Source organism: Hymenobacter mucosus (assembly GCF_900188255.1).
Taxonomy (GTDB): Bacteria; Bacteroidota; Bacteroidia; order Cytophagales; family Hymenobacteraceae; genus Hymenobacter; species Hymenobacter mucosus.
Genome location: NZ_FZNS01000001.1, coordinates 919,060 through 939,451, shown reverse-complemented (window position 1 = coordinate 939,451; position 20,392 = coordinate 919,060). Strand labels below are relative to the sequence as shown.

Genomic DNA, 20,392 nt, shown 5'->3' with positions numbered 1-20,392 from the left:
CAAGGGCTGAGGTTCTTGCTCTAGCTAGCAGGAGGATGATATGCTAAAGCTACCCTCTCAAACTGCGCGTTTTGCGTTTCGTTTGGGAGGGTAGCTTTTGCTGTAGTAGCATTTCACTTTGCCTACGCCCTGGCAGCTTGCAAAGCAAGTTGCTTTGAAGAGGGAGCGGCGTATTGCACGATGTTCTCAATCATGCCCCGGAAGATGATGAAGTGAAACGGTACCAGCGAGTACCAGTACAGCCGCCCCGCTACCCCCTGCGGACGAAAGGCCGCCAACTGCTCCAGGGTGTGAGAGCCGTCGGGATTGTCGAGAATGCGGAACTGTAGCCACGCTTCACCGGGGAGTTTCATCTCGGCGTAGAGCAGTAGGCGGCGACTCGTGCGGTCGGCAACGAGTACGCGCCAGAAGTCGAGCGGGTCGCCGGCCCGGAGGCGGGTAGGAGAGCGGCGCCCCCGCCGCAACCCCGGGCCGCCCACCAGCTTATCAAGTAGGCCGCGCACCCGCCACAGCCAGTCTACCTTGTACCAGCCCCGCTCGCCCCCAATGCTCCACACATTTTGCAGCACCTCCTGGAGGGGGCGGGTAAAGCGCAGGGTTTGGCGGTCGGTGAGCAAGCCGTACTGCGGAATCTGGATGTGGTCCATGTAGTTGCGGGGCATCACGCCACTACTCAGAGCGTCGCTCCAACTGCTGAGCACTTCGTTCTGCTCAATGCGCTGAAACGCCAGTTCCACGGCGGCCTGGTAGCCCATGCACGCGTGCGGCACCACTGCGGCAATACTGCGGGTAGGGTTCATTACCGTGTCGTTGCGCAGGCTTTCCACTAGGCTTTGGGCCAAGGAAAAGGTGGTGCTGGTAACCAAATACAGCCACCACGACGACAGGCGGGGCGTGAGCACTGGCACCGTCACAATGTAGCGGCGGTAGCCCCGCACAGCGGCTAGTTGCAGCAGCATCTGGCGGTAGGTAAGCACATCAGGGCCACCAACATCAAAGGAACAGCCCAGCGCAGCCGGGTTGTCCAGCACGGCCGTGAGGTAGTGCATCACGTCGCGGATGCCGATGGGTTGGCAGCGCGAGTTCAGCCAGCGCGGTGTCACCATCACGGGCAACTTTTCCACTAGGTCGCGGATAATCTCAAAGGAAGCCGACCCCGACCCAATGATGATGCTGGCGCGCAGTACCGTGAGGGCCGCCGTTTCGGCTTCTTCCAGCACAGCCTCTACTGCCCGGCGGGAGCGAAGGTGGGTGCTCAGGGCCCGGTCGTTGGCAATGCCCGATAGGTAGATGACTTGGCGGGCAGTAGTGCGGTTGAGGTAGGTAGTAAAGTGCCGGGCCGATTCCTGCTCCGAGCGGTAGAAGTTCTTGTCGTGCCCACTCATGGAGTGCACCAAATAGTACGCCGCCTCAATGTCGAGCGGTAGGGCGGCCAACGAATCGGGCTTGAGCAGGTCGCCGGCGGCTACGGTTACGCGAGAAACCAGAGCAGCAGGCAGCTCGAAGCGGCGCGGGTCGCGCACGAGGCACACCACCTCGTGACCCATTTCTACCAGTAGTGGCAGCAGGCGCTGACCGATATAGCCAGTGGCGCCGGTAAGGAGAATTTTCATGGCAGCAGACGAGGTGGGTACGCCACATGTAACCAGTGAGTGCCAGGTTAGTTGCTGACTATGAGTAAGTTTTGAGTTGTGTAGTGCGGCCTTAAGCGAGGGGTAGTGCCTGACCTACGCAGCATGCCTAGGCTCAGCCGTGCTCCTAAGAGACTAGGTGCCGCTATTCCGGCACCCTACCTGGGCCAAACCTTACTTCGGCCTAGCTTTGTGGCTAACTTTGCTCCCCGTTTCACCCTGCTAGCTGCGCTGCCCCTTATGCCTTTTCCCATGACTTCCCGCCGCTGGCTCTGGCTTTTTCTTCTAGGATTGAGCGCGGCATTTTTGCTAAACTTAGGTAGCTGGGGTCCGCTGGAAAGCAGTGAGGCCCGCTACTCGGAAATTGGGCGTGAGATGCTAGTCGGCCAGGACTGGCTGCACCCCCGCTTGCTAGGCATCTATCACTTCCACAAGCCCCCACTCACGTATTGGCTTACTGCGGCTGGTCTGGGCCTGTTCGGCAAAACTACCTTGGGCGTACGCTTGCTGCCCGTGTTGGCCGTGCTGCTGCAAGTAGTGCTCATGTATGGGCTTGGGCTGCTGCTATTTCAGCAAGACCGGGCCCGGGCGCTGGCCGCGGCCGTTATCTATGGCACGCTGCCAGTGGTGCTTATCTCGGCCCTCAACGTCACCACCGACGCTTACTTGGCCACGCTAGAGTTGGCCGCTGCGTACGGTATTCTGCGCTACTACGCGGGAGGCGGGGCCCGGTGGCTATACCTGTTTTGGGTAGGGCTGGGGCTAGCTTTCCTCACCAAAGGCCCCGTAGGCTTTGTGTTGCCCCTGATGGCAGTAGTTGGGCACTACTTCAAACAGGGGCAAATCAGGCGGCCTTTTACGGGGCATCATTGGCTGGGCCTGGGGTTATTTCTGGTGGTAGGCCTCAGCTGGTATAGCTACCTAGTAGCCGAAAACTCGGCCTTTCTGCGCTATTTCTTGTTTGAGCACACCGTGGAGCGCTTTGCCAACGCCGCCACCTTCAACCGAGCTAAGCCCTGGTGGTTTTACCTCGTGCTGGCTCCCGCTACTAGCTTGCCCTGGGCCATAGCGCTGGTTGTACGGGCCATCAAAACGCCTTGGAGTACGGTGCCTCGGCCGTGGCAAAATGTGCTGATTTTCTGGGTGCTGGTGCCGCTGCTGTTCTTTTCACTGTCCAAATCCAAGCTCTTGCTGTACGTGCTGCCCATATTTCCTGGGGTAGTGCTGCTCACGGTGTACTACCTGGGGCGCTGCACCGAAGCCGCACTGCATCGGTGGTACGTGGGCATTGTGGCCTTTTACGGGTTGCTGCTCGGCTTACTTTGCGTGCTGCCCATCTTCACTACGGTAGTTGACCTGGGCTTTGAGGTCAAGCCCATTACAACGGTGTGGCCCGCCGCCGGAGTGCTGGTACTGGTGTTGCTACTCACGCTCTGGAACCAAGTGCGCATTGCGCCCCGCCTGTTGGTCGCCACGGTGGTGTTTACAGTGACATTGCTGCTCACGGCCAAGCCCATTATGCAGCAAAATGAGCTGGCATTCAACGGCAGCAGGCCACTAGCCGAGTTCATCCGCGCTAAGCAACTGCAAACCCGCCAAGTGCTGGTGTACAACGAGTTGCTGCCATCCTTGGCCTTCGAGCTGGAGAAGCTACCCGTTTCTTTGCACGACGGTAACTCTAGCCTGCAGCGGGAAACCCAGTTTGAGCGCAATGACACCTGGCGCCGGAACCTGATTTACCTGCAAGACGCCCGGCAGGAGCCTTACCTCGGTAGCTTGCTGCTACAACACCCCGTGTTGCTCGTGAAGGGCGAACTGCGCCCGGAACGCCAGTGGATGCTGCGCTACTTCAGCCAGCAGCAGAAATTAGGAAAGTGGACGGTTTGGTGGTAGCCGTACCCCTAGCACAAAAAAGGCCAGGCAATACGCCTAGCCTTTTTTATTGTTAATTCTCAGAAACGGCTATTGGTAGACCGCAGCGGCCTTTTCCCGCAGATTGTAGCCCGAAGACATTACCTCGCCGTAGGCCCCAGCCGAACGAATAGCAATCAGGTCGCCACGCTTGGTTTCGGGTAGGAGAGTGCCCTTAGCAAACGTATCCGACGACTCACAAATAGGACCTACGATATCGTAGGGTAGCGCCACGCCCTGGCTGCTTAGGTTCTGGATGTGGTGGTGACTACCGTACAGTGCCGGGCGAATCAGCTCCGTCATGCCCGCATCAAGAATGGCGAACCGCACTTGCTGGCTTTCTTTCACGTAAAGCACCCGGCTTACCAAGGTGCCGCACTGCGCTACCACCGCCCGGCCCAACTCCACGTGCACCTGCTGGCCTGGGCGACGAGCTAGGTGCTGCGTAAACATGCCAAAGTAGGCGGCAAAATCGGGGATGGGCTGCGCATCGGGGTCTTGGTAGTTGATGCCCAGGCCGCCGCCCACATTGAGGTGGGGTAGCTGGTGGCCACGGCCTTCCAGCCAGCTCTGCAATTCATTGAGCTTGGCGCTCAACTCCGCAAACACGTGCAGCTCCGTAATCTGCGAGCCAATGTGGGCGTGCAGGCCTACCAGCTCAAGGTGCGGCAAGCTATCCAGGCTATCTACCACACCGGCCAGGTCTTGCAGGCTGATGCCGAACTTATTGGCATCCAGACCCGTGGTAATGTGGGGGTGGGTATGCGCATCCACGTTAGGGTTGATGCGCAGGGCCACGCGCGCCCGGCGGCCCTGGCCCCCCGCTAGTTCGTTTAGCACTTGCAACTCCGGCACCGATTCGGCATTAAAGCAGAAGATGTCAGCGGCCAGGGCCAGGTTGATTTCTGCATCAGACTTGCCAACCCCCGCAAACACGATGTGGTCGGGCGCGAACCCCGCTTCCAACGCGCGTTGCACTTCCCCACCACTCACGCAGTCGGCCCCCAGGCCGTGGGCTTTGATGCGGGCCAAAATAGGCAGGTTGAAATTTGCTTTCAGGGCGTAGTGCACCTGAAAATTGCCCGGTTGGGCGGCCGCTTGCAAAGCCGTCAGGGTCTGATCTAGCAGGGCAAGGTCGTAGTAGTAAAAAGGGGTAGGCTGGGTTGCCAGCTGCCCAGGAAGTTGAAAAGTCATGACAACAGTCGGGTGACGAAAACAAACGCTAGCACGCTAGCTGCCCTGCGCACAACGTGAGGCGGGGTTGGAAGTGAATACTATGGGACTACCGCTGAAACAAGCCAGCATTGAGGGCCTTGAGGGCACTCATTTTATCGTTGGTGTGCACCAGAATACTGATGTTGTTAGGCGAGCCACCGTAGCTAATCATGCGCACTGGAATGTCGCGCAGGGCGGCAAACGCTTGGTTAGCGGCTCCGTGGGCGTCGTGCTCCAGGTTGCCCACCAGGCAGATAATGCTCTGGTTTTCGTCTACCTCCACCGTGCCGAAGCGGCGTAGCTCCTCCAAAATCTGGGGTAGGCGGGTAGCATCGTCGATAGTAAGCGATACGGCTACTTCCGAAGTTGTAATCATGTCGATGGACGTACGGTACCGCTCAAACACCTCAAATAGGGTGCGCAGGAAACCGTGGGCCAGTAGCATACGGCTCGACTTCACGTTGATGGCCGTAATACCGTCTTTCGCCGCAACGGCCTTGATGGCTTCGGCGCCAGTTTTAGCCGAAATAAGGGTGCCGGGTGCGTCGGGCTGCATGGTGTTGAGCAGGCGCACTGGAATGCCGTGCTGGCGGGCGGGGAGCACCGAACTGGGGTGTAGAATCTTAGCCCCGAAGTAGGCTAACTCCGCGGCCTCGTCGAACGACAGCTCCCGGATGGGGTAGGTGCCCTCCACTACGCGCGGGTCATTGTTGTGCAAGCCGTCAATGTCCGTCCAGATCTGGATTTCGGAAGCATCGGCAGCAGCCCCAATCAGGGAAGCCGAATAGTCAGAACCCCCGCGCTTTAGGTTGTCGATGTGGCCTTGGGCACTGCGGCAGATATAGCCCTGGGTAATAAATAGCGACTGCGCAGCATGCGGAGCCAGCGTAGTAGCCAGGTGTTCCCGAATGAAAGCCGCATCCGGCTCCTCGTCTTGGTCGAGGCGCATAAAGTCCAGCGCTGGCAGTAGCACCGCCGACCGGCCCAGCACGCGGGTGTAGTAGCGGTGGAAGAGCAGGGTGCTGAGCAGCTCACCCTGGGCTAGAATTACCCGTTCCCCATCGGCAGAAAGCGGCGCGTGCGTCAGTTCCCGCACTGCTTCAAACCGCTGATCGAGGTCTTGAATGGCTTCCGTGGCTACGGCCGGGTCGGGGAGCAGCTCGCTGGCTACCTGGTGGTAGCGCTGGCGCAGGGCTTCAATGCTGGCCGTGGCCGCAGCGGTGTCGCCGGCGTACAGCAGGCGGCCAATTTCCACCAACGCATTGGTAGTGCCCGACATAGCCGAAAGTACCACAATGCGGCGCTCCTGCGGGGCATGAATCAGCTCTGCTACTTCGCGCATGCGTTGCGCCGACCCGACGGACGTGCCGCCAAACTTTAAAACTTTCATAAACGGTGAAAAACGGGAGGTAAGTGGCGGTGAAAAGCCCAAGAGGTTGCGGGCGAAAGCAAGTAAGGGTAAAAAAAAAGCGCCGATCCTGGGAGGACCGGCGCTTACATTCAGATTCGGGTACGACGAACAGGTGCGACGGTCAGATCGGGTTACGTTTCTTCGATTTCTTGACCATCAGCAGGCCCGCGGACGAGCCCGCCATGTGCTTGCTACCCTTGCTTACCAGTACGCACACGCCTACTGGGCTGGCAACAGCCAGCGCTAGGCGAGAGGTACATACGGTAGTAGCAAGAGTCATATGTTCGGGCAATGGACCGGTGCCAAACGAGGCGGCGGCATCCATTTGCGGCCGCAAGTAAAGCGTTTTCGTGGCAAAGACCAGCGGCTCAGGCAAAATTTTCCCGTAGCGGCCTTGCATAAGCGTAGGGTTTTCATGCCCTTATCAAACTACTAGGGGGTAAAGAATAGCTCTGCCCATCGAAGTAGCAAAGGCACTCTTTACCCCCGGGTAGAGCAATAATTTCCTGCTCAGGACGGCCTACTTGCTAAAGCGGCGCGTTAGTATTTCGCCCTTGCTGGTTTGAATTTGCAACAAGTACATGCCGGCTTTCAGTGCCGATACATTGACGGTAGAAGATTGCAGTGCTCCGGTGCCCACGGTCTTGCCACTGGCATCTAAAATCTGGTAGTGGCTACCCGTTAGGCTGCCGGCTGCCTCCACGCGTAGCTGGTCGGTTGCGGGATTTGGGTACAGCTTCAAGTCAGCGGAGGCTTGAGCATCAGTAGAGGCCAGGGCCGTGCGGGCCGCAGTTTTGGTGATGCGAATCCAGTTGAGGTTCCAGCCGCCGGTTTGGGCGAATACCCCGAAATTGTAGGTGCCCGCATTGATGCTCACCGTCTTAGAAACCGTAGTCCAGTTTTGCCAACCGCCCGTAGCTGGAATGGTCGTATTTCCCAACTGGATAGAGCCCGCATTCAGGTCTGAAGAAAGCGTACCACCGGATGGGCTAGCCACGCGGTAGTCAATGGTGTAGGTGCCGGAGGTAGGAAACGTAACGTTGCTATACGCCATCCAATCACCCTGGTCAATGTAGGCCACGTTCTGCCCGCCACCAGTATCGGAAGTGGTTTCCAGTTGTACTCCGTTCATTGAGCTGTAGCTTTCGGCCTGAATGGTTGTGCTGGAGGTGGTAGGAGGCGGCGAGGAAGTAAGCTGGTATACCCGCACGTAGTCTACGTACATGGTGGCCGGTAGCTTGCTTTCATCCACGGTTTGGCCGGGCCAGTTGCCCGCCACGGCCAGGTTCAGTAGCAGAAAGAAAGGGCGCTGAAACTCCTCCGTGTTGCCGGTGCCGTTGGCAATATTGATTTCGTGGTACTTGGTGCCATCCACAAACCAGCGAATAGCGCTGGCGTTCCACTCCACGGTATATACATGGTAGTCCTGGGGTGTCGTAATGATATTGCCCCCGTACTCGGCGTGGCCATTGCTGTCCCAGTGTACCGTGCCGTACACTTTGTTTTCGGCGTTGATGTGCTCCATGACATCAATTTCGCCGCAGGCAGGCCAACTGACGGTGTTGATGTTGGCGCCCAGCATCCAGAAGGCAGGCCACAGCCCTTGACCCAACGGAAGCTTCATGCGGGCCTCTATTTTGCCGTATTTAAACTCCCGGGTACCCTGGGTTTTCATGCGGGCGGAGGTGTAGGTCATGCCGCCCACGGTTTCTCGCTTAGCCGTGATGAGCAGGTTGCCGTTGGCTACCGTGGCATTGGCCCGCTGGTAGTATTGCTTCTCATTGTTGCCCCAGCCGCCGCCGCCGGTTTCAAATACCCAATCGGGGCTAATGCTGCCGTTGAACTCATCGGCCCAAACCTGCTGGTAGGTTTGCGCCTCGGCTGCGGAATGACGGAGCAGCAGAGCCGCCGCGCCCACAAGAGTGCGTAATGTGTTTTTCATGGTGTTTTGGTTGGTAGGAAAGAGAACAAATGGGTAGCACAAGTGAAGCCCCGTCAGGCCGTATTAAGCGGCGAGAAGAGCGGCAAGCAGTAGCGCTGCACTGCGTAATTCAAAACGTGCCTTCTCCAAATATGCAGGCGTAAGCACTGCAAATGCAAACACAAAAAGCCCTTCTACATGTAGTAGAAGGCCTTTTTAGTGCCGTCAGGCAACAGGGTTATACACTTATGTCACACCTAAAACAGCCACTAGTGGGCAACGGTGAAGGTAAGAGCTGGGTTAGGTGAGTGGGAACTCACCGGTTAAAGAACAACCCAATTTTGAGGTAAAAGCCCGAATCTTTTAGATTAGAATTTTGCTATGTTCCTGGTTTTGTCTCAGGGCTAGCAAGTGAAGCTCCGGTTCTGTTATCAGCCTAGTGTGTGCCACCCCTGGTGCATAGTTCAGCTTATGGCTGCTGGGTAGCGGCTGGTTTTTGCAGCAGAGGCTGCAAGATGGCCCAAACGGTGCGAGCTACCAAGCGGTGCCCGGCAGGCGTGGGGTGAATGCCATCTGGCTGATTCAGGCGGGCTACCCCGCCCACGCCTTCCAACAGGAAAGGAATAAGAACAAGCTTGTTCTGCCGGGCCAAGTCGGCGTAGAGTTGCTTGAACTGCGTAGCGTAGTCGGCGCCCAGGTTGGGCGGAATTTGCATGCTGGCCAGCACAATTTGTGCCTGGGGGCTACGGCGGCGTACAGTGTCGATGATGGCCTGCAAGTTGCGGCGCGTGTCGGAAAGGGGGAGGCCCCGTAGGCCGTCGTTGCCGCCGAGTTCCAGCACAAACACCGCTACCGGGCGGCGCAGTACCCAGCCCACACGGCTGCGGCCACCGGCCGTAGTCTCGCCACTAAGGCCCGCATTCTGAATAGTGTAACCCAGGCCGGCGGAATCTATCCTCTGGCCTACTAAGGCGGGGAAGGCCTCCTCCGGATCGACTCCTAGGCCCGCCGTAATGCTGTTACCAAAAAACAAAATGGTTTGCTTGCCGATGGCCGGTGGGGTAGCCGGGGTACTTGGCGTGGCCGCAGCGGGAGGGGTGGTAGTAGCCGCCGGGTCAGTCGCCGGCTGGGTGTTCGTATTGCAGCCGGTCAGCATGGCAAGTGCTAGCCAGCAGCGAAGGAAGAATGAAGCTGTTTTCATGCGGTAAGAAATCTTTTCCTGATTGGTACGTAACGGGAGAAGGTACCCGCGTGGTTGAAACGTCTAGCAAGTTGCTGTCGGCCCAACTCCCAACCTAATCTGTCTTCCGAAGGCGTGCCCTACATCAGGTGGGTAGCTTTCTCACTCTCGCTTCATGCTCAAAGTCGAAAATCTTACCAAATCCTACGCCAGTGCTGGGCGCCAGCTTACTGTGCTAGAGTCCGTCAGCTTCGAGCTGCAACCCGGCGACACCTTTTCTATTGTGGGCCCCTCGGGCAGCGGCAAAACCACCCTGCTGGGGCTGTGCGCCGGCCTCGACCGGGCTTCGTCGGGCAGCGTATGGCTCAACGGTATTCAGCTGGATACCCTCAGTGAAGATCAGCGCGCCGCGGTGCGGAACGAGTACGTAGGCTTCATTTTCCAGAATTTTCAACTACTGCCCACGCTCACGGCCCTCGAAAACGTGCTGGTACCCCTGGAGCTACGCGGTATTCAGGGCGGCGAGAAAACGGCGCAGAACCTGTTGGAGCGCGTGGGGTTGGCTGGCCGGGGCCACCATTACCCTACCCAGCTTTCCGGGGGCGAGCAGCAGCGCGTATCCCTGGCTCGGGCTTTCGCCAACAGGCCTAAAATTCTGTTTGCCGATGAGCCCACCGGCAACCTGGATGCCGATACCAGTGCCACGGTGGTGGAGCTACTGTTTGAACTGAACCGCGAAGCTGGTACCACGTTGGTGCTGGTGACGCATGATCTGGAGTTGGCCGCCAAGACCCAGCGAGTAGTGCGCATCAAGGGGGGCACCGTAGTATCCGATTCCTTCTCTGACCGGGCCATAGCGCCTACTCCCACCTCATGAGTAGCCTTCCGAAAGCGCGGCCAGGCCTGGGGTGGCTCTGGCGCATGGCATGGCGCGACAGCCGCCGTAGTCGCTCCCGCTTATTGCTTTTTATTTCAGCTATTGTGCTGGGCATTGCGGCACTAGTGGGCATTAACGGGTTCGGCGACAACCTGGCCCGTAGCATCAACGAGCAAGCACGCGAGCTGGTGGGTGCCGATTTGGTAATCTCGTCTACCCAGCCGGTTGGGGCTGAGTTGCAGCCCACGCTGCGTGGGCTAGGGGGTACCCGCAGCAATGAGGTAGCATTTGCCTCGCTCGTGCAGTTCCCGAAAGGGCAGGGGGTACGGCTGGCGCAGGTGCGGGCCCTTACGGGCGGCTTTCCGTACTACGGCACGTGGGAAGTGCAGCCAGCCGGCGCGGTGCCCCTGTTCCGGCAAGCAGCAGGACCAGGGCAGCGCCTGGCCTTGGTGGATGATGCGCTTCTGGTGCAGTTCAACGCCCGTCCCGGCGACTCTATTAAGGTAGGGAAGCTCACATTTCGTATTGCCGGGCGGGTGCTCAAAACGCCGGGGCAGTCGGGCTTTAGTGCGGCCGTGGCGCCCACGGTGTTTATTCCTGGGGGGCTGCTGGCGCAAACTGGGCTCGTGCAGCGCGGCAGCCGCATCCAGTACCGCACCTACTACCAGTTTGCGCCCGGCACCGATGTGGAGGCCCTTATCAAGCCTCTGGAAGCTCGCTTCGAGGAAGCAAATCTGGATACCGACACCGTAGCCAGTCGGAAAAAGCAAACCGGCCGTTCTTTTGCCGACCTCACCCGGTTTCTGAACCTAGTAGCCTTTGTAGCCCTGCTGCTCGGCTGCGTGGGGGTAGCTAGCGCGGTGAGCCTGTACGTGCGGGAGAAAGTAGCTGCGGTGGCCGTTTTGCGCTGCCTGGGCGCCAGCGGCTGGCAAGCCGTCCAGATTTATCTGCTTCAGATAGCTCTCATGGGCTTGGTAGGAGCCGTAGTGGGGGCGGGGCTGGGCACAATGGTGCAGTTACTGCTTCCCCGCGTATTTGCGGGTTTCTTGCCCGTTGCTGTGCGAGTCGCCGTATCGTGGGCGGCGGTGGTTCAGGGCATTATCACGGGAGTATTAGTGGCCATACTGTTTGCCCTACTGCCCTTGCTGAGTATTCGGCGCGTATCGCCCTTGCGTACGTTGCGCGCTTCCTTTGAGGAAGATGCTACCCGGCCTGATCCGCTGCGCTTCGTGGTGTTTGGGCTGATTGCGGCCTTCATTACGGGATTTGCGTACCTGCAAATCCGCGACGCCAAACAGGCCTTGGGCTTTGCGGGTGGTTTACTGGTAGCATTTGGGGCGTTGGCCGCCTTGGGCCAGGGGCTGCGCTGGATGGTACGCCGTTACTTTCCTACCTCGTGGAGCTACGTATGGCGGCAGGGACTGGCCAACCTGTACCGCCCCAACAACCAGACCATTACGCTAGTAGTTTCTATTGGCTTGGGTGTGTTTCTGCTGGCTACCCTTTACCTATTGCAGGGCTTGCTGCTAGGCCGGGTACAGCTGGCAGCCAGCGGCGAGCAACCCAACCTGGTGCTATTTGACATTCAGCCCGGCCAACGGGTGGGCATCAGCCAGCTCCTCAAGCAGCGGCAACTGCCCATTCTTCAACAAGTTCCAGTCGTAACCATGCGACTGGCCGCCATCAACGGCCGCACCAGCGCCGACTTCCGCCAGGATACCGCTCGGGGTGGGCTCAAGCGGGCCTTTAGCCGGGAGTATCGCGTGACGTACCGCAACCAGCTTATTGCCTCCGAAAAGCTAGAAACGGGCCAGGCACCGTCCTTAGGCGCCGACGGGACGCCCCGAATTTCTATGGAAGATGGGTACTTCAAGCGCCTACGCTTAACTCTGGGCGATACCCTGACCTTCAACGTGCAAGGAGTGCCTCTAGCCACTATTGTGAGCGGCACCCGCACGGTAGACTGGTCGCGCGTGCAAACGAACTTCCTGGTTGTGTTTCCCAGTGGCGTTTTAGAAGATGCACCACAGTTTGACGCCCTCATGACCCGCGTGCCCAACAACGCCGTGCTCGGAGCTGTGCAACGAGAGTTGGTGAGCCGCTACCCCAACGTATCGGCCATTGATCTAGGCTTGATCTTACAAACCCTGGACGATATCCTGAGCAAAATTTCCTTTGTGATTCGCTTCATGGCGTTGTTTAGCATTGCTACTGGCCTTCTAGTACTGGCCAGCTCCGTGGTAGTGAGCCGCTACCAGCGCGTGCAAGAAAGCGTGCTGCTGCGCACTTTAGGAGCCAGTCGTCGGCAGATTCTGCGCATCACGCTAGTGGAATACGCTTTGCTGGGTATACTGGCGGCCGGGGCTGGGCTGGTGCTCTCCATTGGTGCCGCGTGGGCGTTGGCACGCTGGGTATTTGAAGTTCCTTTCGCCCCGTCGGTGGTGCCTTTACTACTACTGGCCTTAGGTACTACTATTCTCACCGTCCTCATTGGCCTATTCAACAGCCGTGATGTACTGACGCGCCCCCCACTGGAGATATTGCGCGGTGAAGCGGGGTAAGGAGTACGTAAAAGTTGTTGAGGTAAGCAGAACAATTGGCTCAAGCTGGTCGGAGCATCTCTACCACGTTGTCTGTATTACTATCCACCAAGTAGTAGAGACGGTTCGATCAGCTTTGACTTCTGATTGTATGTTTTCACCTGAACGTAGCTGTCCGGTTGCGTTGGGGAAGTGCGCCCGCTTATCTTCTGTTACTCTAGTAGCCTGCTGGTAGTATGCAACGCCCCGGCTCGTCCGCATCTCCAGTACTGTGCGGAATAAAGAGGCGGGTTTTCATAGTTGTTAGGTATGAACAAGATCCAAGGAAAATGTCGGCTGGGGCGGCAGGGAATAGGCTACTGGTTTGGTATGCTGCTGACACTCAGTATGGCGTCCTGCTCAGCGGCCAAGCCGGGTTTGGTACCTCAGGCAGGGCCATCGGTAGCTGTTGATAAAGCGTTGTACCGCACCATCGCCCGTCAGGATAGTGCCATGTTTGAAGCATTTAACCGCCACGATCTAACTCAACTCCAAACCTTCTTCGCTGAGGACCTGGAGTTCTACCACGACAAAGGCGGCCTAGCTGACTTTCAGCAAACCATGCAAGGCTTCCAATCTCTGTTTGACCAGAACAAAGCGACCGGCCTGAACCGCCAGCTCGTGCCTGGCACGCTGGAAGTCTACCCGATCAGCGGCTACGGCGCCGTGGAAACCTACCAACACCGCTTCTGCCACGTCGAGAACGGCAAAGACGACTGCGGTACCTTCAAAAACATGATGGTGTGGCGCCTACGCGACGGGCAGTGGAAAGTGACGCGGGTAGTAAGCTACGGGCATTGAGAGGCTACTATTGCCTACCGATAGAAGAGCTAAGATGTCTCAGTCCTTAATAAGCAATGCTAGATGGGCAAGGCTTATTACTACGATGGTTGAGAACTGCCCACTAATCCTGGAGTGTAAGGTTAAACTAACCTGAGCGGATGTTGGCTTGGAGCGTCGGCTCGTCATTGACGAGCACGAGCACATAGGTGTACTTTTGATTGCTACGCTGCCACCATGAAAGCTATGGTCACAGGTGAGCTTAGGGACTAGTATCTATATTACAATCCTACATCTGCGTGAATACATAAACCGGGATATGCCCAAGGAAGAGAGACTTGCTAAAACCATTTAGCATTACCTTGCTATCCTCAACCGCCTTTCCAGAAGCTAATGAAACTCCTGCTGCTGGCCGCGCTGCTCACGGCCCTGCCTACCCTCGCCCAAACCTCAAAGCCTACTGAAAATTTGGTGCAGTATGCCCATCCGATAGTCGGGACGGCGAAGATGGGACATACATTTCCGGGGGCTACTGTGCCCTTCGGTATGGTGCAGCTCTCGCCCGATACCGACACCCTTAGCTACGAGCAGGACGGCAAGTACAACCCTGATGTGTACAAGTACTGCGCTGGCTACCAGTATACTGACCCTACCATTGTAGGATTTAGCCACACCCACTTCAGCGGCACCGGCCACTCCGACCTCGGCGACTTTCTTGTGATGCCTACTACGGGGGCGCTCCAGCTGAATCCCGGCACGGCTACCCAACCTGAGCGTGGTTACCGCTCCCGTTTTCGCCACGATACGGAGGTAGCGGAACCAGGCTACTACCGCGTGCGCCTGCAAGACCACGACATCTTGGCTGAGCTGACCGCTACCAACCGCGTGGGAATGCACCAGTACACTTTCCCCCAGGCCACTGATCAGGCCCACCTGATTGTGGACTTGATGCATGGCATCTACAACTACCCGGACAAGAACGTGTGGACCTTCGTGCGGGTAGAAAATGATACCCTCGTGACCGGCTACCGCCAAACCAATGGCTGGGCCCGCACCCGCACGGTGTACTTCGCCATGACGTTCTCAAGGCCCTTTGCCGAGTACGGTAGCCACAATTACAGCAAGAAGCAGGCCTACCGCGGCTTTTGGGGCAAGTTTGACCAGACGAAGAACTTCCCCGACTTGGCCGGCGAGCAACTGCGCATGTACTTCAACTTTAAGACCACCGCGCCCGGCGAAAAGGTGAAAGTGAAGTTTGCTCTCTCGCCCGTGAGCACTGCCGGCGCCCTCCAAAACCTACGTACCGAAGCACCGGGTTGGGACTTCAACAAGGTGAAAGCCCAGGCCCAGCAACTCTGGCAGCAGGAGCTAAGCAAAGTGGTCATCACGTCGCCGAAGAAGGTAGATAAGGAGAACTTCTACACGGCCATGTATCACGCCTTTCTGAGCCCCACGAACTACATGGACGCCGATGGGCAGTACCGCGGCCTCGACCAGAACAACCACCGGGCAGACGGCTTCACCAACTATACTACCTTCTCGCTCTGGGACACGTACCGCGCCCTGCACCCGCTGTTCAACGTGCTGCAACCCAAGCGCAACGCCGATATGATTCGCTCCATGCTGGCCCACTTCGACCAGAGCGTGGAGCACATGCTGCCTATTTGGAGCCATTATGCCAATGAAAACTGGTGCATGATTGGCTACCACTCCGTGCCCGTTATTGCCGATGCTGTGCTGAAAGGCAATGCTCCCTTTGATGCCAATAAGGCCCTTGATGCTTGCGTGACTACGGCCCGTACGGCCCGCTACGATGGCATTGGCTACTACATGCAGCTGGGCTACGTGCCCGAGGACAAAAGCGGCTCCTCGGTTTCTAAAACCTTGGAATATGCCTACGACGACTGGTGCATTGCCCAGATGGCTCAGAAACTCAATCGGCAGGATATCTACCAGGAGTTCAGCAAGCGGGCTCAGAACTGGCAGAATGTGTACGATCAGCGCATCGGCTTTATGCGCCCTAAGCTTGCCGACGGTAGTTTCCGCAAGGAGTTCGACGTGCTGAGTACCCACAACCAGGGCTTCATTGAGGGCAATGCGTGGAATTACAGCCTCTACGTGCCCCAGGACCCCACGGCGCTTATCGCCAAAATGGGCGGCAACCGTCGCTTCACCGAGCACCTCGATTCGCTGTTCACGATGAATCTGCCCGACAAGTTCTTCGCTGAAACCGAGGATATCAGCCGCGAGGGCATCATTGGCAACTACGTGCACGGCAACGAGCCCGCCCACCACGCCGCCTACCTCTACAACTGGACGGACCAGCCCTACAAAACCCAGGCTCGGGTACGCATGATTCTGCCCAAGATGTACCGCCCCACGCCCGACGGCCTCGGCGGTAACGACGACTGCGGGCAGATGTCGGCCTGGTATATCTTCTCCGCCCTGGGCTTCTACCCCGTCGCGCCCGGCTCCCCGGAATACGCCCTGGGCAGCCCCGCCGTGCACGGCGCGGTATTGAACCTGGAAAACGGCAAGACCTTCCGCATCACGGTGAAGAACCAGAGCGACAAAAACGTCTACGTGAAGGAAGCCCGCCTCAACGGCCAAAAGCTCACCCGCCCCTTCCTCGCGCACGAGGCCATTATGAACGGCGGAGAGCTGGTGTTTACGATGGCCGCGCGGCCGTGAGAAATATACAAAGCCATGTCAAGCCTAGAAATACCTAGAACGACCCGATTTGCGGGAAAAAGTGACGTGCCGCGTTCCTATTGGGATACAATTGATGCGTGGCAGGAAGTAGAGTTCGTTGAAGGTTTTGTGCTGACGGAAGTAGAAGACCCCGAACAACTGTTTCGCTTCTATGCCGAGGTGAATGTGAATAACTCCCGTTTATGGGAGTTATTCACAGACCTAGCAGCTATGCTGCCCAGCGTATGTGCTTGTATCTTCTGTCCATACGAAGATGAAGTGACACATGGCGAGTATCAGGATAAGGCACTTGTATTGGGAAAGTTAGCCTCTCTGCAAAAGGAGTTAGTCCAAGACTGCTTCCTAGAATTCGGCCTCATCTATGAAGATGAAAAAACGCTAATGGAAGCCTACGTAGCCGAATCGAAGTTTGTCAAAGTATGGGGCGTAGACCGGCAGCACTTCGAGCAGATTATGCAGCAGCACCGCATTCCTGCATTTGAGGAAATGCGTTTTGTGGATGAGTTTCCTAAAGTAGTGGTGCCTCTGACTAAGCTAGACGCTGAGGCTAGGCCGACAGAAGAAGTAATTGCTCTGTTAGAAAAAGCGTTTGCGCCTAATCAGTGCTGACACGCCCCGTTAAATCTGGAAAACGGCAAAACCTTCCGCATCACGGTAAAAAACCAGAGCAGCAAACACGTTTATATAGTAGAAGTACTAACCGTGAGGTGACCTGAGGTAAAGCGTACTGAGTGTAAGGCCTTATAGGAAGTGAACATCAGCTCAAAATAAATCCCCGCTTCGTGCCTGTTGCAGCGCGAAGCGGGGATTTTATTGTTGCAACGAATAGGCTATTCGTTGCCGGTAAAGCTAGGGGTATTTACGCTTTTATTTCTGTTGCGATTGTATAGATACGCCGCGCCAGCTGCTAGCAGCGCACCCCCAGCAAGCTTGCGGTTGAAGCCACCGGAAGCCGGACGAACAGCGCCAGCAGCAGCACGTTGGCCACCCCAGCTATTAAACAAACCTGAAAGCAAACCTCCTAGCGTACCGCTCGGTTGGCGGTCAGAACCAAATATGCTCATGATTGACAAGGAAATGGTGTGTAGGCCCTATAACGCAAGCTAAGGGGGCTGGGTTGACATGCGGGGATGTAATCCTGCACCTAGTGGCGAAAAGAACAATATGGGGGGGCTACTGTTTTGCTAGCAAACGCACATAGCTAGTTTCCCTTATTCTCCCTGACTTTGTCTTGAGCACGCCGTGACGGCTGCCGACCAAGCCGCCTACCGCATGCCTACAGTAGTTTATAGCAGTTGGGGGTTACTACATCTGGTAGCGGCATTAGCTTCGTTAATTCTGGGGACTGCGGTGCTGCTGCTAGCCAAGCGAGGTGCCCTGCACAAGCGGTTCGGGTACGGCTACGTGGGTAGTATGATCCTGATGCTCACCACTTCATTTGCCATTTACCGGCAATACCACGGCTTCGGTATTTTTCACGTGGCCGCGCTCCTCAGCTCCGTTACGCTGGTCCTAGGAATGGCGCCCGTACTGCGCAAGAAACCAGTGCGCTCCTGGCGGCAGCTGCACTACAGTTTTATGTACTTGTCGGTGCTGGAACTGTACGTGGCCTTGGTGGCCGAAGTGCTGGTACGCCTGCCGGGCCTCCACTTCTGGGAAGTGGCTAGCATCTCTCTGCTAGCAGTTATGCTACCGGGAGCCGCCTTGTTTAACCACCGGCGTAAGCAGTGGCATGTGGGTGCGCCTGGTGCTCAGTACAGCCCAGCTAGCTCAGGGTAGGTGCAGGAAGGCGCACAATATATCCGTGCTGTTTAACTAACATAGGGCCTTCACTACCCGCATCTGTCCATGAAAGCCCACCTCCTTCTATCCTTGCTTACCCTTAGTACCGTTGCTTGCGCCCAAACAGGTCCCGTTAAAGTGGAAGTCAAGCAAACCAATGGCCGCTACGAGTTGCTCCGCGGCGGCAAGCCATACTTTATCAAAGGTGCCGGTGGGGGGCAGTTCCCCGAGCGTATCAAAGCTTGCGGCGGCAATTCCATTCGTACCTGGACCACCGTGGGCGGCGAGAAGGTGCTAGCCGAGGCCCACAAAAACGGCCTTACAGTGATGATGGGGCTGGATGTGGTGCGTGAGCGGCATGGCTTCGACTACAATGACCCAAAGGCAGTAGCCGAACAATTGCAGCGCCTGCGTGCCGATGTGCTCCGATTTAAAGACAGCCCAGACCTGCTGTTTTGGGGGATTGGCAACGAGTTGAACTTGGAGTATACCAACCCCAAGGTGTGGGACGCGGTGCAGCAAATTGCCCAAATGATTCACGAGGTAGACCCTAACCACCCCACCAGTACTGTGCTGGCGGGCCTCAACCAACAGGAGGTAGACTATATCAAGGCCAAGTGCCCGGCCGTGGATATCCTGAGCATCAACACGTACGCGGGGCTGGCTTCCATTCCGCAGCAGGTGCGCACCACCGGCTGGAAGGGGCCATATGTAGTAGCGGAGTGGGGCCCCACCGGCCACTGGGAAAGCCCGGTTACGCCCTGGAAAGCCTCGGTAGAAGAAACCAGCAGCCAGAAAGCGGCCGTGTACCAGAGCCGCTACGAGGCATCGGTAGCCAAGGACAAAACGCAGTGCTTAGGTACCTACGTATTCTTGTGGGGGCAGAAGCAGGAGCGCACGCCTACCTGGTACGGGCTCTTCACCGAAGATGGAAAAGAATCAGAGGTGGTGGATGTGATGCAGTACCTCTGGAGCGGGGCGTGGCCGAAGAATCGGGCCCCGCACTTGGCTAGTTTCACGCTGAATAATAAGCAGGCTACCGACAACGTGTACTTGCAGCCCGGCCAGCGCTACCTCGCCGCTGTGGCCGTTACCGACCCCAACCAGGACCAGCTAACCTACCGGTGGGAACTGCTGCCAGAAAGCACCGATCTTAAGTCGGGCGGCGACCGGGAGAGCCGCCCAGTGGCTATTACGGGCCTGATTCCGGCCGGAGCCAAAGCCCAGACTACCCTTACGGCCCCGCAAAAAGAAGGCGCCTACCGCTTGTTTGTATACGCCTACGACGGCCACGACAACGTAGCCACGGCAAATATTCCGTTCTATGTACAAGCCAAGTAATTCCGTTCCCTTCACACTCCGCCCGTGGACGCTGACTGATTTGCCTAGCCTGGTCCGCTACGCCAATAATCCGGCCATTGCTCGGTTCATGAACGACCAGTTTCCGCATCCGTACACGGAGGAAGCTGGCCGCTACTTCATCGGGCTTGCCAGCGGCGAAGAGGTTGCTCATCTCTTCGCTATTGAGGTGGAGGGCGAAGCCGTTGGCGGCATTGGCGTGCATCCGCGCTCAGCTATTGAACGCAAAAACGCCGAGCTGGGCTACTGGCTGGGCGAGCCGTTCTGGGGGCGGGGTATCATCACCCAGGCCATTACGCGCATGGTAGCCTACGCCTTCCAGACCTTCGACATCAACCGCATTTTCGCGCGGCCTTTTGGTACCAACGGGGCTTCTCAGCGCGTGCTAGAAAAAGCAGGCTTTGCGTTGGAAGCCCGCTTTGCCCAAACCTTTTTCAAAAACGGCGAATACCACGATGAGTTGGTGTACGCCCTACGGCGCCGTGAATAGCCTGACCACTGCCCGCTTGCTGCTGCGGGAAATAACTGCGGCCGATGCCGCCGGTATTCTGGCCCTCGACTCGAACCCCGCTGTGCTGCGCTACGTGCCCAACAAGCCCATCAGTACGCTGGCAGAAGCCAGCGCCATTGTCGAGTATATCCGGGGGCAGTACCAGCACAATGGCCTGGGACGGTGGGCCGTAGTACACCAGGATACCCAGGAGTTTCTGGGTTGGTGCGGCCTCAAGTTGGTCAACGACAGCTTTGTGGATGGGCGCACCAATTACTACGATATTGGCTACCGGTTGCTTCCCCAGTATTGGGGTCAGGGGTATGCCTCGGAGGCGGCCGCGGCCAGCTTGGTGTTTGCCTTCCAAGTGCTACAAGTAGCCGAGGTGCGTGCCACGGTGATGCAAGCAAATAGTGCCTCCTGTCGGGTGCTGGATAAGCTGGGGATGCAACGGCAGAAAGCATTTGTGGAAGCTGGTGCAGCGTGGGTCTGGTATGCCAAAAGCAATCCTACTCACTAACACAGCATACCTAGCCCGCGCTTA

At 57.5% G+C, this 20,392-nt stretch carries 16 protein-coding genes; 10 read left to right on the top strand and 6 right to left on the bottom strand.

Annotated features, from left to right (window positions below):
• Positions 1-122: 122 nt before the first annotated feature.
• Positions 123-1,613 carry an SDR family oxidoreductase gene (locus CHB83_RS03920; RefSeq protein ID WP_089331720.1) on the bottom strand — a complete coding sequence of 497 codons (1,491 nt, stop codon included), beginning with the start codon at positions 1,611-1,613 and terminating at the stop codon, positions 123-125.
• A gap of 270 nt (positions 1,614-1,883) precedes the next feature.
• On the opposite strand from CHB83_RS03920, the gene CHB83_RS03915 reads away from it, so the two are divergent.
• A complete protein-coding gene (locus CHB83_RS03915) occupies positions 1,884-3,524 on the top strand; it encodes an ArnT family glycosyltransferase (protein ID WP_179225444.1) in 1,641 nt (546 codons plus the stop codon).
• A 69-nt stretch (positions 3,525-3,593) separates the two neighbouring features.
• Here CHB83_RS03915 and lysA read toward each other — a convergent pair whose 3' ends face one another.
• From lysA to CHB83_RS03890, 5 genes are all read right to left on the bottom strand, one after another.
• Positions 3,594-4,736 (bottom strand): diaminopimelate decarboxylase, encoded by a 1,143-nt coding sequence (gene lysA, locus CHB83_RS03910; RefSeq protein WP_089331718.1) that lies wholly within the window; start codon positions 4,734-4,736, stop codon positions 3,594-3,596.
• Positions 4,737-4,824: 88 nt separating this feature from the next.
• Positions 4,825-6,147, bottom strand: a complete 1,323-nt coding sequence (locus CHB83_RS03905; protein ID WP_089331717.1) for an aspartate kinase — start codon at positions 6,145-6,147, stop codon at positions 4,825-4,827.
• Positions 6,148-6,289: 142 nt separating this feature from the next.
• Positions 6,290-6,568 (bottom strand): hypothetical protein, encoded by a 279-nt coding sequence (locus tag CHB83_RS03900; protein WP_045690087.1) that lies wholly within the window; start codon positions 6,566-6,568, stop codon positions 6,290-6,292.
• A gap of 120 nt (positions 6,569-6,688) precedes the next feature.
• A complete protein-coding gene (locus tag CHB83_RS03895) occupies positions 6,689-8,110 on the bottom strand; it encodes a carbohydrate-binding protein (RefSeq protein WP_089331767.1) in 1,422 nt (473 codons plus the stop codon).
• A gap of 448 nt (positions 8,111-8,558) precedes the next feature.
• The gene (locus CHB83_RS03890) at positions 8,559-9,290 is read right to left on the bottom strand and encodes an arylesterase (RefSeq protein ID WP_218823160.1); all 732 of its coding nucleotides are present in this window, start codon (positions 9,288-9,290) and stop codon (positions 8,559-8,561) included.
• Positions 9,291-9,444: 154 nt separating this feature from the next.
• Here CHB83_RS03890 and CHB83_RS03885 point away from each other — a divergent pair, with 154 nt between their 5' ends.
• From CHB83_RS03885 to CHB83_RS03840, 9 genes are all read left to right on the top strand, one after another.
• A complete protein-coding gene (locus tag CHB83_RS03885) occupies positions 9,445-10,146 on the top strand; it encodes an ABC transporter ATP-binding protein (protein ID WP_089331716.1) in 702 nt (233 codons plus the stop codon).
• Complete coding sequence (locus tag CHB83_RS03880; protein WP_245855271.1) at positions 10,143-12,707, top strand: ABC transporter permease; 2,565 nt, start codon at positions 10,143-10,145, stop codon at positions 12,705-12,707. Before CHB83_RS03885 ends, CHB83_RS03880 begins: the two co-directional genes overlap by 4 nt.
• A gap of 288 nt (positions 12,708-12,995) precedes the next feature.
• Positions 12,996-13,526, top strand: coding sequence for a nuclear transport factor 2 family protein (locus CHB83_RS03875; protein ID WP_089331715.1), 531 nt, complete (start codon positions 12,996-12,998; stop codon positions 13,524-13,526).
• A 372-nt stretch (positions 13,527-13,898) separates the two neighbouring features.
• Entirely contained in the window at positions 13,899-16,196 is a 2,298-nt protein-coding gene (locus CHB83_RS03870; protein WP_089331714.1) for a GH92 family glycosyl hydrolase, read from the top strand.
• 66 nt (positions 16,197-16,262) lie between these two features.
• Positions 16,263-16,826, top strand: coding sequence for a hypothetical protein (locus CHB83_RS03865; RefSeq protein WP_089331713.1), 564 nt, complete (start codon positions 16,263-16,265; stop codon positions 16,824-16,826).
• A 663-nt stretch (positions 16,827-17,489) separates the two neighbouring features.
• Positions 17,490-17,996 carry a DUF2306 domain-containing protein gene (locus CHB83_RS03855; RefSeq protein WP_143436982.1) on the top strand — a complete coding sequence of 169 codons (507 nt, stop codon included), beginning with the start codon at positions 17,490-17,492 and terminating at the stop codon, positions 17,994-17,996.
• A gap of 69 nt (positions 17,997-18,065) precedes the next feature.
• Positions 18,066-19,340 (top strand): glycoside hydrolase family 2 TIM barrel-domain containing protein, encoded by a 1,275-nt coding sequence (locus tag CHB83_RS03850; protein ID WP_143436981.1) that lies wholly within the window; start codon positions 18,066-18,068, stop codon positions 19,338-19,340.
• Positions 19,324-19,848, top strand: coding sequence for a GNAT family N-acetyltransferase (locus CHB83_RS03845; protein WP_089331711.1), 525 nt, complete (start codon positions 19,324-19,326; stop codon positions 19,846-19,848). Before CHB83_RS03850 ends, CHB83_RS03845 begins: the two co-directional genes overlap by 17 nt.
• Positions 19,814-20,368, top strand: a complete 555-nt coding sequence (locus tag CHB83_RS03840; RefSeq protein ID WP_089331710.1) for a GNAT family N-acetyltransferase — start codon at positions 19,814-19,816, stop codon at positions 20,366-20,368. Before CHB83_RS03845 ends, CHB83_RS03840 begins: the two co-directional genes overlap by 35 nt.
• Positions 20,369-20,392: the final 24 nt, after the last annotated feature.

Excerpts from the sequence above, each read along its gene's own strand:
- CHB83_RS03845 (WP_089331711.1), top strand. The coding sequence starts at position 19,324 with ATGTACAAGCCAAGTAATTCCGTTCCCTTCACACTCCGCCCGTGGACG.
- CHB83_RS03900 (WP_045690087.1), bottom strand. The coding sequence starts at position 6,568 with ATGCAAGGCCGCTACGGGAAAATTTTGCCTGAGCCGCTGGTCTTTGCC.
- CHB83_RS03905 (WP_089331717.1), bottom strand. The coding sequence starts at position 6,147 with ATGAAAGTTTTAAAGTTTGGCGGCACGTCCGTCGGGTCGGCGCAACGC.
- CHB83_RS03840 (WP_089331710.1), top strand. The coding sequence starts at position 19,814 with ATGAGTTGGTGTACGCCCTACGGCGCCGTGAATAGCCTGACCACTGCC.
- CHB83_RS03875 (WP_089331715.1), top strand. The coding sequence starts at position 12,996 with ATGAACAAGATCCAAGGAAAATGTCGGCTGGGGCGGCAGGGAATAGGC.
- CHB83_RS03880 (WP_245855271.1), top strand. The coding sequence starts at position 10,143 with ATGAGTAGCCTTCCGAAAGCGCGGCCAGGCCTGGGGTGGCTCTGGCGC.
- CHB83_RS03920 (WP_089331720.1), bottom strand. The coding sequence starts at position 1,613 with ATGAAAATTCTCCTTACCGGCGCCACTGGCTATATCGGTCAGCGCCTG.
- CHB83_RS03895 (WP_089331767.1), bottom strand. The coding sequence starts at position 8,110 with ATGAAAAACACATTACGCACTCTTGTGGGCGCGGCGGCTCTGCTGCTC.
- CHB83_RS03855 (WP_143436982.1), top strand. The coding sequence starts at position 17,490 with ATGCCTACAGTAGTTTATAGCAGTTGGGGGTTACTACATCTGGTAGCG.
- CHB83_RS03885 (WP_089331716.1), top strand. The coding sequence starts at position 9,445 with ATGCTCAAAGTCGAAAATCTTACCAAATCCTACGCCAGTGCTGGGCGC.
- CHB83_RS03870 (WP_089331714.1), top strand. The coding sequence starts at position 13,899 with ATGAAACTCCTGCTGCTGGCCGCGCTGCTCACGGCCCTGCCTACCCTC.
- lysA (WP_089331718.1), bottom strand. The coding sequence starts at position 4,736 with ATGACTTTTCAACTTCCTGGGCAGCTGGCAACCCAGCCTACCCCTTTT.
- CHB83_RS03850 (WP_143436981.1), top strand. The coding sequence starts at position 18,066 with ATGAAAGCCCACCTCCTTCTATCCTTGCTTACCCTTAGTACCGTTGCT.
- CHB83_RS03915 (WP_179225444.1), top strand. The coding sequence starts at position 1,884 with ATGACTTCCCGCCGCTGGCTCTGGCTTTTTCTTCTAGGATTGAGCGCG.
- CHB83_RS03890 (WP_218823160.1), bottom strand. The coding sequence starts at position 9,290 with ATGAAAACAGCTTCATTCTTCCTTCGCTGCTGGCTAGCACTTGCCATG.